Origin of the sequence: Oceanobacillus neutriphilus, from assembly GCF_014645515.1 — a bacterium.
Classification (GTDB): domain Bacteria; phylum Bacillota; class Bacilli; order Bacillales; family Amphibacillaceae; genus Oceanobacillus; species Oceanobacillus neutriphilus.
Genome location: NZ_BMLW01000012.1, coordinates 183,698 through 199,665, shown reverse-complemented (window position 1 = coordinate 199,665; position 15,968 = coordinate 183,698). Strand labels below are relative to the sequence as shown.

The following is a 15,968-nucleotide window of genomic DNA, read 5'->3' as shown; positions in this document are numbered from 1 at the left end:
TTACGCCTCCATCATAATTAATTGTGGGTCATTCAATAAACGTTTGATTTGGTTCAACGCATTTTGAGCAGTTGCACCATCAACGATACGATGATCAAAGCTTAGGGATACAGCAAGAACTGGAGCCACTACGATTTCACCATCACGAACAACAGGTTTTTCTGCAATACGACCAATTCCAAGAATAGCTGCTTCAGGGTAGTTTAATACTGGAGTAAACCATTGACCACCAGCTGAACCAATATTAGAAATCGTATTGGAAGCACCTTTCATTTCGTCTGGTTTTAGTTTACCATCTCTAGCTTTAACTGCCAATTCATTAATTTCGCTGGAGATTTGGAAGATAGATTTTTTATCTGCATCCTTCACAACAGGAACTAAAAGTCCACGCTCTGTATCTGCAGCAATTCCGATATTGTAGTAATGTTTTTGTACAATTTCATCTGTTTCCTCATCGATGTAAGAGTTAAAAATCGGGAATTTCTTGGTTGCAGAAACCAATGCTTTAACTACATAAGGTAAATAAGTCAACTTAATTTCCTGTTCTGCAGCAACAGCTTTGAATTTCTTACGGTGTGCTACTAATTCTGTTACATCTACTTCATCCATCAATGTTACGTGTGGAGCTTTCGATTTAGAGTTGACCATTGATTTTGCAATTGCTTTACGCATTGCCGTCATTTTCTCACGAGTTTCCGGATACTGACCTTGCGGAGCAGCTGTTGCATCTTTAGAAGTTGCAGTTTCTTTCGTTTCTCCAGCTTCTGCAGCATCAGAAGAAGCTTTAGGCTGGTCTCCACTCAAGAAGTTTTCCACATCTTCTTTTGTAATACGGCCATTTTTACCAGAGCCTTGTACATCTTTAATATTCACATCATTTTCACGTGCAAATTTACGGACAGAAGGCATTGCAATAACACGCTTATCATCAGAAGATTGATCTGTATCCTCTGATTTTTCTGCAGCACTGTCATCTGTTTTTTCTTCTTTAGATTCAGAAGAAGTATCTTCAGATTTTGTTTCTTCCTCTTCCTCATCGTCATATCCTTCAGCATCAAATGAAATCAATGTATCACCTACAATTGCAACTTCACCTTCTGCTACATGGATTTTAGTAACTTTCCCGTCAACTTGAGACGGAATTTCAACGACAGATTTGTCATTTTGAATTTCACAAAGCACGTCGTCTTCTTTTACTTCGTCGCCTTCTTTAACAAACCATTTAACAAGTTCGCCTTCGTGAATTCCTTCACCGATATCAGGTAATTTAAAATTAAATGCCATGAATTTGTCCTCCTAAAATTTAGAAATTAATTACTTCGTTTACTCTTTCAATAATGTCTTTATGATCAGGTAACCAAACTTCTTCTGCATCAGAGAATGCATAAACTGTGTCTGGTGCAGTAACACGAAGAATAGGAGCTTCTAAATGTAAAATTGCTCTTTCCTGGACTTCGGAAATAACTTGTCCAGCAATACCAGCTTGACGTTGTGCTTCTTGAACAAAGACAACGCGATTTGTTTTCTTAACAGATTCCAAGATAGTTTCATAATCAACCGGGGAAACTGTACGTAAGTCAATTACTTCAGCAGAAATACCGTCTTTTTCTAATTCTTCAGCTGCTTTTAATGAAGAATGAACCATTGCTCCATAAGCAAGTAATGTTACGTCAGATCCTTCACGTTTTACATCAGCTTTTCCAATTTCAACTGTATAGGCATCTTCCGGAACTTCGCCGCGGAAAGAGCGGTATAATTTCATATGCTCTAAGAATACAACTGGATCATTATCACGAATTGCAGAGATTAGTAAACCTTTTGCTTCATATGGTGTAGAAGGAATAACTACTTTTACACCTGGTTGTTGAGCGATAAGTCCTTCTAAGGAATCTGCGTGTAATTCAGGTGTGTGAACTCCGCCGCCAAATGGAGCACGAACAGTAATCGGCGCATTATAATGGCCGCCAGAACGATAACGCAAGCGGGCCATTTGACCACTGATAGAATCCATTACCTCAAAAACGAAGCCGAAAAACTGGATTTCCGGAACCGGACGAAATCCTTCCATTGCTAAACCGATGGCTAAACCGCCAATCCCTGATTCAGCAAGCGGTGTATCAAATACACGATCTTCGCCGAATTCATCTTGAAGACCTTCCGTAGCACGGAAAACTCCACCATTTTGCCCAACATCTTCACCAAATACAAGCACGTTTTCGTCATTTTTCAATTCTACGCGCATTGCATCAGTGATTGCTTGAATCATTGTCATTTGTGCCATGATTTATTTCGACTCCTTTGCTTCGTAGATTTCTTTTTGCTCCTGTAAGTGAGTTGGAAGCTCTTCGTACATATGATTAATTAAATCTGTAACTTTTTGTTTTGGTTGTTGTTCAGCTTGTTTAATTGCTTTTTTAATATCTTCTTTCGCTTCCTCAATTACTTTGTTTTCATCTTCTTCAGTCCAAAGTTTTTTACCTTCCAGATATTTACGGAAACGAACAAGTGGATCTTTTTTCTCCCACTCTTTATCCATGTCTTCTGTACGGTAACGGGTAGGATCATCACCAGACATTGTATGCGGTCCGAAACGATAAGTTAATGTTTCAATTAATGTTGGACCTTCACCTGCGACCGCACGTTCACGGGCAAATTTTGTTGCAGCGTAAACTGCTAAAACATCCATACCGTCTACTTGGATTCCTTCAATACCTGCAGCAACAGCTTTTTGAGCTAATGTTTTTGCGTTTGTTTGTTTTTCTACTGGAACAGAGATAGCAAAACGGTTATTTTGCACAACAAAAATTGCAGGAGCTTTAAATGCACCGGCATTATTTATTCCTTCATAAAAATCACCTTGAGAAGTACCACCGTCACCAGTATAAGTGATTGCTACATTTTTCTTGCCGCGTTTTTTCAGACCAAGAGCAACACCAGCTGTTTGAACATACTGTGCGCCAATAATAATCTGCGGGCTTAACGCTCTTACTTCATCCGGGAACTGGTTCCCATGAAAATGCCCTTTTGAGAATAAGAAAGCCTGATATAACGGAAGTCCTTGCCAAATTAACTGTGGAACATCACGATACCCTGGTAAAATAAAGTCATCCTGCTCTAACGCAAACTGACTGCCTAACTGAGAAGCCTCCTGGCCTGCTGTTGGTGCGTAGAAGCCTAAACGCCCTTGACGATTAAGTGCAATGGAACGCTGGTCAAGTATACGAGTATACACCATACGTCTCATTAACTCCTTCAATTCATCATCTGATAAATCAGGGAGATCATCTTTGTTTACAACTTTTCCATCTTCATCTAGAACTTGGAACATTTCGAATTGGTTTTCAATATTTTCAAGTACCTGTTTCAAAATGATTCACCTCTTCCTTTCTTATATCAAAATTAAGTATTCTTTATCTATTCTACCCTTAAACAATAAAAATTACATACTAAAGTCATTTACCCTGATACAGGATTTCTTAATCTGTACCATTTTATCATTACTGTTCTAAAAGGACGAGCAATAGAGAGTAATACAATTTTTATCCTCTCTTATCTTAGCTCATTTTTTTATGATGGTCAATCACTTTGCTTCTTGATTTTCAATATATCTCACAAGGGCTTTCCTTCCATCATTCCTTTAAGTTTAAACTGTATTACTTAATAAAAAAACTGTATTAGTTTTGTCTCAAAACTTAACAAACTACTTTTCAATTTTTTTGCATGATGGAAATGTCCGCCTGTGTTATTTAGAGCTCTGTTTCATAAGAAAGACACCCTATACCGTTATTGCAACGGTATAGGGTGTCTTATCATTTTGCTTATTCATCTGTTTCGTCTTCATAGGTCACATTCAAATCAGAAGCTTCATAAAATGTACGTTTTGCTTCATTGTACTCAGCTGTCAATTGATTAAACTCTTCATTTAATGAAATAATTGTCTCATAATTTTCATTTAAAGCCTCTAAATGACTGGTTACTTCTTCCTGTTCAAGTTCTTCTAACTGCAGCATTTCATATAACTCTTTCTCCTGCTCTACAGAAGTTTGATAAGTATCATTTAAATCATAATATGTTTCATACCGGTTTGTCATAATTTCAAACATTTCTTCTGCATCCTGCTTTACATTTTCATCTTCTAAATCAGTAATAATAGATTCAACCTGGACAAACTCTTCCTCTGATGCTTCTATACTTTCCCTTTCTTCACCCAGCTTATCCTTCTTCTGATCAGAAAGAGAAATTGCATCCTGCGATAATTCTTGAATTTGATCAAATTGATCCATATCAAGATCCACAATCTGATTAAATATTTCTTTTTCTTGTAATTCAAGTTCTTCAATTTCACCTTGAAGCGTTTCATAATCTTCTTCTAAATTAATCGCTTCTTCCAAATGGTCATGTATTTTTTCTTCAGAAGATTTACTACTGCATGCCGTAATTAACAATATAGATGAAATAATGATTGCAAACATATAAACCTTTTTTGACACAAAAAAACCTCCAATATGTACATTTCTTTTTTTACTTCTTGGTTGTCCATTTAAATCCTTCGACTATACATGATTAAAATTGTAACATACTCATTAAGAGTCAGGGAAGAAAAGAGTAAAAGCTTTTACATCTTCTCCTCCTGATTTTATAATATGAAATATCATTAATTCAAATATGTGTTACTATAATCAACAGACTTGTCTAACATAAATTTTTAATGTGTTATAAACTCAACTTTCGCACTTTAAAAAGAAACTTCCTATCCATAGAAACAGGGGTTGATCATCTCTTCCATATATCTGTTGACAAAGATAGAAGGTAAAGTGTAAAGCGACCGCTGCGGCGGACCGTTTTGCTTTCGACGTACAACTCTTTTCGATGGGGTGAGTAATCGCAACCCCAGGACGTTGCGACCTTAGCCTGCCTAGGGGCACGCTCTTCAGCTACAAGCGTCAAAAACTAGACAACTTCCCGACAGCGCCCTACGATAAAGAAGACTTAGTGACTGGCAAGCCGTCAGGCGCAGACAGAGCTAAAGTCGCGCTTATGCCCCGCGGGTGAAAGTCATCATCCGTTAAAGTAAAGGAAGGCCGACTAAAAGCAGGCTGAAACCTAACGTCGGCATACCCCTAAAGGGGCATGATTCCTTTATCTCAGTTGCTTCGGTCCAGTTGTTACGTTTTTAAACGACGCTTTCCGCTTTTCTTTCAGGAGTCAAAACGGTCCGCCTCCGCTAGCAGGATGTTCTATACTGAAATAACTGAACAAATAAAAGGCAGATCTGACAGAACAAATTTTTGTGTTGCATGGTAAACATGCTCAGCAATGTTTATTCTTAGGTGCGAAAGTTGAGTTATAAAGATAAATCTATAAAAGGAGTCATAAACATGATAACAATGAATGATATTGTCAGAGAAGGTCACCCTTCTTTAACTAAAAAAGCTGCAAAGGTCGATGTTCCATTATCAGGAGATGATAAACAGTTATTAGAAGAAATGCTTCAATTCTTAAAAAACAGCCAAGATGAAGAAATTGCCGAAAAATATAACTTAAGAGCCGGCGTAGGTCTGGCAGCACCACAGCTTGGTGTAGAAAAGCAATTGATTGCACTGCACTTTGAAGATAGCAAAGGGAAAAAATACAGCATGGGATTAGCCAATCCTAAAATTATCAGTCATTCTGTAGAGCAGTCATATTTACAAAATGGAGAAGGGTGTTTATCTGTTGATCGTGTTATAGAAGGATATGTTCCTAGACATGCCCGTATTACAATAACTGCAACAGATATTAATGATAATCCTGTGAAACTCCGGCTGAAAAATTATCCGGCTGTTGTATTCCAGCATGAAATCGATCATTTGCAAGGTGTTATGTTCTTTGATCGGATTAATAAAGACAATCCTTTCGCTATTCCGGATAATGCAATCGAGATAAATTGACGCATGTCTGCGTGATATTTCTTTTCAAAACTGTATAATTTTGTTGATTTAGACGATGATAGAAATAGTTTATACGATTCGATCAGACGATTGTTATTTATAACGTCAAAGCACGGCCTTTCTAGGAAAGACCTTAAAAAAAACGAGTTTATCCGCTCAAAAAAAAGTAGGTAAACTCGAGTTTTTCTAATTATTTATCGTTTTTTATTTAATTCTTTCCAATTTCGTACTATACTATAGATAAGAGGATTGGACGGTAGAGGGTTAAATTTGCTTTTCTAAATTATCGGAAGGAGAAGTGAGTCCTTATGCTGAAACGTCTTAAAGAGAAACTCAAAAAACGTTTAAAGGATTTACTGGGCAAAGAGGGGCGTGTACCAACTACTAATAAATAATTAAACCGCCAAACAATAATTTTTAACGGTAAAAAGCCATTTTTCAGGTGAGCTGACGGAAACTTACCTTTTATAACGGAATATAACACATCAAAATAATAACCCTAACGTAATAGAGTTTTAAATTTTAAAGGAGAGATGAAATGATTTTTAAAGTATTATATCAGGCATCATTAAATCAAGTGCCTGTTAGAGAACGCACGGAGAGCCTTTATGTAGAAGCGCAATCCTTAAGAGAAGCAAGATCAAAAATTAGTGACCGTAATATTAACATTGAGTACATTCAAGTATTAGATGAGGCACATCTCGAATACGAAAAAAGTACTGGCAAGTTCGAATTGGAGAATGTATAACAATGAAGTTTGTAAAAAATGATCAGACTGCTGTATTTGCCCTAGGCGGACTTGGGGAAATCGGCAAAAATACGTATGCAGTTCAATTCCAAGACGAAATCATCCTTATTGATGCAGGAATTAAATTCCCTGAGGATGAGCTTCTTGGTATTGATTATGTTATCCCGGACTACACCTATCTTGTACAAAACCAAGATAAAATTAAAGGTCTTTTTGTAACACACGGTCACGAAGATCACATTGGTGGAATCCCATTTTTATTAAAACAAATTAATGTGCCAATTTATGCTGGAAAGTTAGCAATCGGTCTAATCCGTAATAAACTGGAAGAACACGGCTTATTACGCAGCACGAAGCTAATTTCCATTCAAGAAGATGATGTTATTAAATTCCGTAAGACTTCCGTAAGCTTTTTCCGCACGACACACAGTATTCCAGATTCATTTGGGGTTGTTGTAAAAACACCGCCCGGAAATATTGTGCACACAGGTGATTTCAAATTTGACTTTACCCCTGTCGGCGAACCTGCAAACCTTTCTAAAATGGCTCAAATTGGCGAAGAAGGGGTATTATGCCTTCTATCCGATAGTACGAATAGTGAAGTGCCCGGATTTACAATGTCTGAAAGCGTTGTTGGCGAAAGCATCCAAGATATATTCAGCCGTGTTGATGGCAGACTGATATTTGCTACATTTGCGTCTAATATCTATCGATTACAGCAGGTTGTTGAAGCAGCTGTTAAACATAACCGTAAAGTAGCTGTCTTCGGAAGAAGTATGGAATCCGCAATAAACATCGGTCTGGATTTGGGTTATATCCAAGCTCCAAAAGATACGTTTATTGAAGGTAACCAAATTAATCGTCTTCCGGCAAATGAAGTAACGATCCTCTGTACAGGTTCACAAGGCGAATCAATGGCAGCACTTTCCCGGATTGCCAATGGAACGCATCGTCAAATTCAATTAATTCCTGGAGATACGGTTGTATTTTCATCATCACCAATCCCTGGAAATACTGTCAGTGTAAGCAGAACAATTAATAAGCTGTATCGTGCAGGAGCAGATGTTATTCATGGAAAACTGAGTAATATTCACACTTCTGGTCACGGAAGTCAGGAAGAGCAAAAGCTGATGCTGCGCTTAATTAAACCAAAATATTTCATGCCAATTCACGGCGAATACCGTATGTTAAAAGAACATACGAAACTGGCTGAATTATGCGGGGTGGAAGAAAACCATTCATTCATCATGGATAATGGTGACGTACTGGCTCTTGGAAAAGAACAAGCTTCCATCGCAGGTAAGATTCCATCCGGCTCCATCTATGTAGATGGAAGCGGCATTGGCGATATTGGAAATATTGTTCTGAGAGACCGTCGCATTCTTTCTGAAGAAGGATTAGTTATTGTCGTCGTAAGTATTAACATGAAAGAATTTAAAATTGAAGCAGGTCCAGATATCATTTCCCGCGGCTTTGTTTATATGCGTGAATCAGAAGACCTTATCAACGATGCACAAAAGCTTGTTGCCAAGCATTTGGAAAAAGTAATGGAACGCCGGACAACACAATGGTCTGAAATTAAAAATGAAATTACAGATACGATTGCTCCGTTCCTATATGAGAAAACAAAGCGTCGTCCAATGGTATTGCCAATCATCATGGAAATTTAAAGAACAAAAGCTTCATTCACCTCAAGCAAACTAAGAGGTGAATGAAGCTTTCTTTAAATGATTCAAACACTGTTGTCTATTTTAGAAAGAGGTACAGGTAATGAAAGATAAATATTATGATAAGCTGTTAAATATCCATACCATGGAGAATAAAAAAACGATATACCCTGAATCACATCACTACAACCCTTATGAACCTACCCCATATAGTGCTCTGGAAAGGTTGACGGTATCTTATACTTTTGACAAACAGGACACTGTTATTGATTTTGGCTGCGGAAAAGGACGTTTACCTTTTTATCTTCATTTTTTTCAGCATCTATCTGTTACTGGAATTGAAATGGATTCAGATTTTTTTAATGATGCCGAGCATAATTTACAAGCATATAAGCAATTAGTAAATCCTGAAAGCGGCGGGTCTGAAATTCAATTTATCTGTTGTTTAGCAGAAGAATATCAAATTAAACCTCAAGATAACCGGTTTTACTTTTTTAATCCTTTTTCTGTGCAAATTTTTAAGCATATTGTCTCTAACATCCAAAAATCTGTGGAGAATATCCCAAGAGAGGTGGATATTATCTTATATTATCCGCACGAAAGTTACATTCAATTTCTTGATTACTACAGTCCATTTGATTTATTCATGGAGATAAAACTAAAAGCTTATTGGCTTAATCCAGATGAACGAATCGTTATCTACCGCCTGAGCAGTTAATTTTTTTAAGTACATATCTGGAGCTTTTCCCTCTAAAATGAATTAAAATAAAAGAACCTTTCACTAATGGAAGGTTCTTTTATTTTCAGTCAAAAATCAAGGCTTTTTCAAACCTGTTAATATCATGATCTGCTCCTATAATAATAAGTATATCCCCTTCTTTTAAAGGCTTGTCCGCTTCAGGGGAGACATCAATTTCCGATCCACTCTTTATTGCAACAATATTACACCCAAACTTCGCCCGGACGTCGAGTGAGATTAAAGTCTTTCCAATCATTTTCCTGCCGGCAATAACCTCTACAATACTATACTCATTGGAAAGCTCCAGATACTCTAAGATATTATTCGAAATAAAGCTGTGCGCTAACCTTTTTCCCATATCCCGTTCCGGGTGAACAACATGATGGACCCCAATCCGGTTTAATATTTTATCATGATAATCATTCTGTGCTTTGACAGTAATTCTTTTTATATCCAAATCAGTTAATATAACGGCTGTCAGAATACTTGCTTGTATATTTTCACCGATAGCGACGATAACATGATCAAAATTTGTAATTCCAATTTCTTTCAAGGCATCTTCATCGGTTGCATCCAGTACAACGGAATGATATGCAATATTTTTATATTCATTCACTTTAGCTTCATCAGAATCAATAGCCAGAACATGCATTCCTTTATCGCTCAGCTCTTTACAAATGCTGCCTCCAAATCTGCCCAGCCCAATAACTGCAAAATCCTTTTTCATAAGAAACCTCCATTCTTCTGCTCTTTATATTAACTTGAACTACCCCCACTTATCAACCTTATTGGTTGCTTGAAGCGGGAGATTCCTAAGAACACCGACCCATTGGTCAGTTATGGATCAGGCTATCCCCGCAGCCCCTGCGGTTAATTGCAATGGTCCCTTACCTCTTTCTTTCTATTATATCAGAAGAAGGACCGAAAAGGAACGTTCGTTCTATTTATTTATGAATAGTTACTGATCAAAAAGCAATCTCTTGTCGGCAGGCGATTCATCTCCCCTTTATCACTTTGATTAAAGCCTTCAAGCGCTTGAAGAGGGAGTCTTCTCGGCTGTTTTAATAAAGTTAAAAGAAAGGGAGCCAGTTTATAATCAACTGCTCCCCTTTTCTTTACTACATTGCATCCAGCATTGTAAATTGTGATTTTACAAGATCATAATATTTTCCATGCTGCTGCATTAACTCTTGATGGCTTCCATATTCTAAAACCTTACCTTGCTCCAGAACATAGATACAGTCTGCTTCCCTAATAGTGGACAGACGATGCGCAATAATAATGGATGTTCTTCCTTTTAATAAACGCTTCAAAGCCTTTTGGATTTTCACTTCTGATTCTGTGTCAATGCTTGCTGTTGCTTCATCCAATATAATAATACTTGGATTTGCCAGCAGTGCTCTTGCAAAGGATAATAATTGCCTTTCTCCAGCAGATAAAATATTTCCCCGCTCTTCTACTTCTGTCTCATAATCATTCGCTAAACGGCTGATAAAACTATCTGCTCCGACAACTTTTGCTGCTTCTTTTACTTCTTCATCCGTTGCATCCGGTCTCCCAAAACGAATATTTTCCATGATCGTTCCTGAAAAAATAAACGTATCCTGCAGAACAACACTGATTCGTTGTCTTAGGCTGTCCAGCGTAACATCACGCAGATCATGACCATCGACTTTTACTGCACCAGATGTAGGATCATAAAAACGGCTGATCAGATTTGCAATGGTAGACTTACCGCTTCCCGTATGCCCGACCAGAGCAATCGTCTGCCCTGCCTGAATATCCAGTGAAATTTTCTTTAAAGCTAAACGATCTGCATTATAAGCAAATTCTACTTCATCAAATTCAATTTTTCCTGCCATTTCTTCAATCTCAAAAGCATCTTCTTTTTCAGCGACATTAGGCTGCTCATCTAAGAATTCAAAAATACGTTCTGAAGATGCCATTGCCATTAATAGCTGATTATACATCTGTCCAAGCCTGGAAATAGGCTCCCAGAACATTCCTAAGAAAAAGGCGAAGGAAATAAATGTTCCCAATTCAATCGTTCCATTTAGAATTAAATAAGAGCCAAAAGCGATTAATATAATGGTTCCTGCTGCATCACAAATATCCACAAGCGGTCTGAAAAAAGCACTTTTCTTCGCTGCATCACGGAAGCTGTTAAAATAACCGCTGTTTACTCCATCAAAGAATTCTGCATTTTCTTTTTCCTGTGAGAAGGATTGGGTAATGCGCATACCTTGAAGTCCTTCATTTAAATGCGAATTCATTCTGGATTGCTGCAGACGGACCATTTGCCAGGAACGTCTTATTTTCCTTCTTAATGTAGTAGATATAATAAACATCAGCGGAATAACGATGACGACAGCCAATGCTAAAGGCGGACTCATGATGAAAAGAATAACAATAATTCCACTTAACATTAAAATATCCATCAGTAGATTAATAATTCCATTTGTAAACAATTCTTGCAAAGAGTTGATATCATTTAAAATCCGTACAAGTATTGATCCCGCTGAACGAGTATCAAAAAAACGGTGTGAAAGTCTCTGTACATGGGAAAATAACTTTTGTCTTAAATCATAAATAACATTTTGCCCCAGGATATTAACCCATTTTATCCGAAAGCGATTGGCAACAAAACTGATCATATAAAGAATAGCAATACCTACAACCAGATAGATCAGAAGATTTGTATCACTGCGTGAAATCGCTATATCTACAGCTACTTTACCAATTAAAATAGGTATGGCTAACCGGACAGCGGTAGCAATAACCATCGCTATAATTGCCCCCGGCAGATATGTTTTTGAATATGGCTTTAAAAACTGAAGTAATCTCCACATCTGTTTCCAGTTAAACGGCTTCTCAATTGCCTGGTCTATCGTATATTGAAAACGTTCCAAATGATTACTTTGTTTTTTAGCTTCTTTTACTTTCGCCAAAATTTCGCACCTCCCTTTAGTTAACCACGCTCATAATTTCCTCGCGGTCCTGATATTGGATATTGTAAATACGTTCATAAGGTCCATTATTTTTTAATAAGAAATCATGTGTACCCCGTTCGACAATTTCCCCGTCCTCCAGCACTAAAATCTCATCTGCATGCTTTAAAGAGGAAATACGGTGTGCAATAATAAAGGATGTTCTGTTTTTCATCACTTCCCGCAGAGCCTTTTGGATTTTATGCTCTGTTTGCATATCAACAGCAGATGTAGCATCATCCAGAACGAGAATACTAGGGTCGATACAAATTGCTCGGGCAATTGCTATCCGCTGTTTCTGCCCGCCAGACAGCCCCATTCCTCTCTCTCCCAGAAGCGTATCATATCCGTTTGGAAGCTCCATGATAAAATCATGTGCTTGCGCCATTTTTGCTGCCGCTATAATTTCTTCTTCTTTAATTCCAGGCGTACCGTAAGAAATATTTTCTTTAATCGTTGTTGAAAACAGGAATGGCTCCTGAAGAACAAATCCGATTTGGCTGCGGAGGCTTTTCAGCTTATAGTCTGAAACAGGGCGCCCATCGATCAGAACTTCCCCCTCCTCCGGCTCATAAAACCTTGTAAGCAGCTGTGTAATACTTGTTTTCCCAGAGCCAGTTGCACCGATTAAACCAATCGTTTTGCCAGGCGGAGCATCGAAGCTGATATGTTTTAATGCTTCATCATCATCTTCAATATACGTTAGCGTCACATCCTTAAATGTTACATGACCTTGAATCTCCGTATCTATGGCATCAGACTTTTCTTCGATGTCTTCATGTGCTTCCAGAATCTCCAGCAGCCGTTCTCCGGATGCTTTTGCCTGAGAAAATTGATTAATGATAAATCCTAAGTTCATAAGCGGTCCCATGATGAACCAGACTAAACTGAAAAATGCCATTAATTCTCCTGTCGTCATGGAGCCGTTTATTACAAAAAAACCACCGAACGCTAATAAAACCACCGCACTAACATTCCCGATAAATTCCATTACCGGGAAATACTTCGCCCATAGACTTGAAGTATACAAATATTTTTGCCGATAATTATCATTACTAGTAGAAAATCTGCCAATCTCGAAATCTTCTCTTGATAATGACTTCACTGTGTTCATCCCGCTTATGTTCTCCTGTACCCTTGTGTTTAATCTGCCAAAGGAACGTCTGATGCTTCGGAAGGCTGGATGAACCTGTTTATCAAATTTATAAACAACAAATGCCAGAAACGGCATTGCAGCCATTGTTATAAGTGCTAGAGGAATAGAATAATAAAACATAACTGAAATACTTATCAGCATCAAAGAAACAACTCGGATCAATTCTGCAAAACCGACAGAGAGAAAGAAACGGAACCCTTCCACATCTGCAGTCAGCCGGGACATAATATCTCCTGTTTTTGCATTATCATAGTACTTAAATGCAAGCGCCTGCAGCTTATCATATAATGATTCACGCAGCTTATATACAGCAGTCATCCCAAATATATCGCCCAGATACTGAAAGAAAAAAGTAGACACCCCTTTTATCATCATTAACCCTAAAAAGGCGCCACAGATATAAGGTATCAATCCATATCTCTGTTCAGCAACTACTTCATCAATTGTAATTTGAAGTATAATTGGATAAACGACTGTAATAACTGTCACGATAAGCATACCAATAATTGACCAAATAAAGTATTTCTTATAAGGCCAATAAAATCGCTTTAATTTTTTAAAAATATTCAAAATTTATTCCTCCTTTCACTTTTCCGTAATAACTAATATAACGGTTTCCGAAATAAATTTCTACTGTTTTGTGCTATTTTTTTGAAAATTATTTTAAAAAAGTTTTTTTCCATCAAAATACCTATTTAAGGGAATGAATTGCCGCATATTGTTCTGAATAATTCGTTTATTGTCCTTGAAACTTTTTTACTGTCACAATAAAAAAACTCCATTCTATAAAGAACAGAGGGATTACTACTTACTTTTCGTTTAATAAACGCTTTAAACGCTGTTCCATCAAATTTGTAGAAGATTTTCCGCTTTGTTTAAACCGAAGCCTCTCCTGTTTATCAAATAAATATAACGCTGGTACATAACGGAATTGAAATGTGGTTGACAGCCGGTCATCTATATCATTTAAGGAAACTGCATCAAAGTGCAGCTGATCCAGCTTATTTTTTTATTGTCGATAAGCTTACCTGTTCTCTATCTAAATATATATGAATTAAAATGGGAACAACTTTCTTTGACTTAATTTCCGGAACCTCAGCCAGCTGTTTCAAAAAATTACTGCAGGATGAACAGCTTACAGACCAAAAAATAACAAGAATTGGTCTTCCGCTTGATAATAAAAGAGACTGGTTGCTGCCGGGCAAGGGTTTAATTTTGGATAGGTCAGGAAGAATATCATAAATCTGCATGATGTCACTCCTTATTTTTTTGCTCTTTAACTGATATATGACAGAGGGGAAAAATCTATGTATTTGTTTTTATTATATTCAATATTCTGTATAATATATACAAAAAGCATATGGAGATTTTATTATGAATCAAACCCGTTCAAGGAATTTCATTCTGCATGCAAAAAGCCCACAGTTCTACTGGGAAGGGACTGGGCAGTTATCTATCAAAACATTTTCCAATGGCAAAGCCTATTATAAAACAAACAGAGGATTTTTCGCTGTTGAAAATGACAGATACTTACTTCTTAATAAAGGCGCATACACCATTAATATTGATCAAGCTGTTTCAGTTGAATCTTTTTGTATCTTTTTCAAAGATGACTTTGCAAACAATATCTTCCAGGCATTAAAAAAATCTAATAATCAGCTTCTTACAGACCCATTTAAAAATGCGGATTCTATTGAATTTATCGATAAAACTTACTTGAAAAATGATAAGCTTTCTTCACTGCTCAATATTTTCAAGCAAAATCTCCCTTTTCTCGATAAAAACACGATTGGCTATGAGGAGTATTTCCATCAAATTATGCAGGTAATTCTAAATGAGCATTTTAAAGTGAATAAAGAGATAGAATTATTGCATGCCGTACGCCGCTCTACAAGAGAAGAATTATATAGAAGAATCTGCATCGCCCATGACTATATCCGTTCATGCTTTGCTAAGCAGATCAAGCTGGATGATATCGCAAAGATTTCCTGTCTGTCACCAAATCATTTATTAAGGAGCTACACGCAAATATACGGCAAAACACCTCATCAGCACATCACTTATTTTAGAATAAATAAAGCAAAAGAATTATTAAGGGATGAAAGAAACACAATGACTGATATCACTTTTGAAATTGGACTTCAAAACCCTGTATCGTTTAGTAAATTGTTTAAACAATATGTTGGTATATCGCCTCAAGAATTTAGAAAAAAAGTGATTTTGGATAAGAAGCATTTACAATATTAATTTAAAATAGTCTTAAATTTATGTTTAAGGGAGAGATAATAGTATGCAGACAGACATTATTCAACACATTGGACAAATTGGTGTACCTATTAAAAATTTACAGAGAGCCATGCTCTTTTATCAGGAAAAATTAGGACTTCCTCTTTTATTTAACACGGATAATATGGCCTTTTTTGATTGCGGCCGCCTTAGGATTATGCTGACGCATCCAGAAAAAGAAGCATTTGACCATCCAAGCTCCGTTATTTATTTTCAAGTGGATGATATTCAAAGTTCATACAGACAGCTTAAAGAAAAGCAAGTAACTTTTATTGATGAACCACATATGGTTACGAAAATGGGAAATACAGAAACATGGATGGTATTTTTTAGCGACACAGAAAATAATACACACGCACTTATGAGTGAAGTAATTAGTTAATTTAGGCGAGAAGAATTATGAGCGGATAAGAAAAAAGACTTTCTTTGAAATAAAACAAGAAAGTCTTTTTTTC

14 protein-coding genes are annotated in these 15,968 nt (G+C 36.9%); 6 read left to right on the top strand and 8 right to left on the bottom strand.

Features of this window, described 5'->3' with window-relative positions:
* From IEX29_RS19460 to IEX29_RS19445, 4 genes are all read right to left on the bottom strand, one after another.
* Positions 1–1,284 carry a dihydrolipoamide acetyltransferase family protein gene (locus tag IEX29_RS19460; RefSeq protein ID WP_188736378.1) on the bottom strand — a complete coding sequence of 428 codons (1,284 nt, stop codon included), beginning with the start codon at positions 1,282–1,284 and terminating at the stop codon, positions 1–3.
* Positions 1,285–1,303: 19 nt separating this feature from the next.
* Positions 1,304–2,281 carry an alpha-ketoacid dehydrogenase subunit beta gene (locus IEX29_RS19455; RefSeq protein WP_188736377.1) on the bottom strand — a complete coding sequence of 326 codons (978 nt, stop codon included), beginning with the start codon at positions 2,279–2,281 and terminating at the stop codon, positions 1,304–1,306.
* Between the two features lie 3 nt (positions 2,282–2,284).
* Positions 2,285–3,367 (bottom strand): pyruvate dehydrogenase (acetyl-transferring) E1 component subunit alpha, encoded by a 1,083-nt coding sequence (pdhA, locus tag IEX29_RS19450; RefSeq protein WP_188736375.1) that lies wholly within the window; start codon positions 3,365–3,367, stop codon positions 2,285–2,287.
* A 451-nt stretch (positions 3,368–3,818) separates the two neighbouring features.
* The gene (locus IEX29_RS19445; RefSeq protein WP_229720296.1) at positions 3,819–4,490 is read right to left on the bottom strand and encodes a YkyA family protein; all 672 of its coding nucleotides are present in this window, start codon (positions 4,488–4,490) and stop codon (positions 3,819–3,821) included.
* Positions 4,491–5,378: 888 nt separating this feature from the next.
* On the opposite strand from IEX29_RS19445, the gene def reads away from it, so the two are divergent.
* From def to IEX29_RS19425, 4 genes are all read left to right on the top strand, one after another.
* Entirely contained in the window at positions 5,379–5,930 is a 552-nt protein-coding gene (def, locus tag IEX29_RS19440; RefSeq protein WP_188736373.1) for a peptide deformylase, read from the top strand.
* Between the two features lie 538 nt (positions 5,931–6,468).
* Positions 6,469–6,678 carry a DNA-dependent RNA polymerase subunit epsilon gene (locus tag IEX29_RS19435; RefSeq protein ID WP_188736372.1) on the top strand — a complete coding sequence of 70 codons (210 nt, stop codon included), beginning with the start codon at positions 6,469–6,471 and terminating at the stop codon, positions 6,676–6,678.
* Between the two features lie 2 nt (positions 6,679–6,680).
* Positions 6,681–8,348: a ribonuclease J1 gene (rnjA, locus tag IEX29_RS19430; protein WP_077601031.1), complete on the top strand. Its 1,668-nt coding sequence runs from the start codon at positions 6,681–6,683 to the stop codon at positions 8,346–8,348.
* 100 nt (positions 8,349–8,448) lie between these two features.
* The gene (locus IEX29_RS19425) at positions 8,449–9,063 is read left to right on the top strand and encodes a class I SAM-dependent methyltransferase (RefSeq protein ID WP_188736370.1); all 615 of its coding nucleotides are present in this window, start codon (positions 8,449–8,451) and stop codon (positions 9,061–9,063) included.
* An 85-nt stretch (positions 9,064–9,148) separates the two neighbouring features.
* On the opposite strand, the gene IEX29_RS19420 is transcribed toward IEX29_RS19425, so the two are convergent.
* From IEX29_RS19420 to IEX29_RS19405, 4 genes are all read right to left on the bottom strand, one after another.
* Complete coding sequence (locus IEX29_RS19420; protein WP_188736367.1) at positions 9,149–9,811, bottom strand: potassium channel family protein; 663 nt, start codon at positions 9,809–9,811, stop codon at positions 9,149–9,151.
* Positions 9,812–10,202: 391 nt separating this feature from the next.
* Positions 10,203–11,933 carry an ABC transporter ATP-binding protein gene (locus IEX29_RS19415; RefSeq protein ID WP_373290700.1) on the bottom strand — a complete coding sequence of 577 codons (1,731 nt, stop codon included), beginning with the start codon at positions 11,931–11,933 and terminating at the stop codon, positions 10,203–10,205.
* Positions 11,934–12,048: 115 nt separating this feature from the next.
* The gene (locus IEX29_RS19410; RefSeq protein WP_188736363.1) at positions 12,049–13,797 is read right to left on the bottom strand and encodes an ABC transporter ATP-binding protein; all 1,749 of its coding nucleotides are present in this window, start codon (positions 13,795–13,797) and stop codon (positions 12,049–12,051) included.
* A gap of 431 nt (positions 13,798–14,228) precedes the next feature.
* A complete protein-coding gene (locus IEX29_RS19405) occupies positions 14,229–14,477 on the bottom strand; it encodes a thioredoxin domain-containing protein (protein ID WP_188736361.1) in 249 nt (82 codons plus the stop codon).
* A gap of 124 nt (positions 14,478–14,601) precedes the next feature.
* Between IEX29_RS19405 and IEX29_RS19400 the strand changes: the two genes are divergently transcribed.
* Together IEX29_RS19400 and IEX29_RS19395 are read left to right on the top strand one after the other, a co-directional pair.
* Positions 14,602–15,474 (top strand): helix-turn-helix domain-containing protein, encoded by an 873-nt coding sequence (locus tag IEX29_RS19400; protein ID WP_188736359.1) that lies wholly within the window; start codon positions 14,602–14,604, stop codon positions 15,472–15,474.
* A 43-nt stretch (positions 15,475–15,517) separates the two neighbouring features.
* Positions 15,518–15,895, top strand: a complete 378-nt coding sequence (locus tag IEX29_RS19395) for a VOC family protein (protein ID WP_188736357.1) — start codon at positions 15,518–15,520, stop codon at positions 15,893–15,895.
* Positions 15,896–15,968 lie beyond the last annotated feature (73 nt).

Excerpts from the sequence above, each read along its gene's own strand:
- IEX29_RS19435 (WP_188736372.1), top strand. The coding sequence starts at position 6,469 with ATGATTTTTAAAGTATTATATCAGGCATCATTAAATCAAGTGCCTGTT.
- def (WP_188736373.1), top strand. The coding sequence starts at position 5,379 with ATGATAACAATGAATGATATTGTCAGAGAAGGTCACCCTTCTTTAACT.
- IEX29_RS19455 (WP_188736377.1), bottom strand. The coding sequence starts at position 2,281 with ATGGCACAAATGACAATGATTCAAGCAATCACTGATGCAATGCGCGTA.
- IEX29_RS19415 (WP_373290700.1), bottom strand. The coding sequence starts at position 11,933 with ATGTGGAGATTACTTCAGTTTTTAAAGCCATATTCAAAAACATATCTG.
- IEX29_RS19425 (WP_188736370.1), top strand. The coding sequence starts at position 8,449 with ATGAAAGATAAATATTATGATAAGCTGTTAAATATCCATACCATGGAG.
- IEX29_RS19400 (WP_188736359.1), top strand. The coding sequence starts at position 14,602 with ATGAATCAAACCCGTTCAAGGAATTTCATTCTGCATGCAAAAAGCCCA.
- IEX29_RS19405 (WP_188736361.1), bottom strand. The coding sequence starts at position 14,477 with ATGCAGATTTATGATATTCTTCCTGACCTATCCAAAATTAAACCCTTG.
- IEX29_RS19395 (WP_188736357.1), top strand. The coding sequence starts at position 15,518 with ATGCAGACAGACATTATTCAACACATTGGACAAATTGGTGTACCTATT.
- IEX29_RS19420 (WP_188736367.1), bottom strand. The coding sequence starts at position 9,811 with ATGAAAAAGGATTTTGCAGTTATTGGGCTGGGCAGATTTGGAGGCAGC.
- rnjA (WP_077601031.1), top strand. The coding sequence starts at position 6,681 with ATGAAGTTTGTAAAAAATGATCAGACTGCTGTATTTGCCCTAGGCGGA.
- IEX29_RS19460 (WP_188736378.1), bottom strand. The coding sequence starts at position 1,284 with ATGGCATTTAATTTTAAATTACCTGATATCGGTGAAGGAATTCACGAA.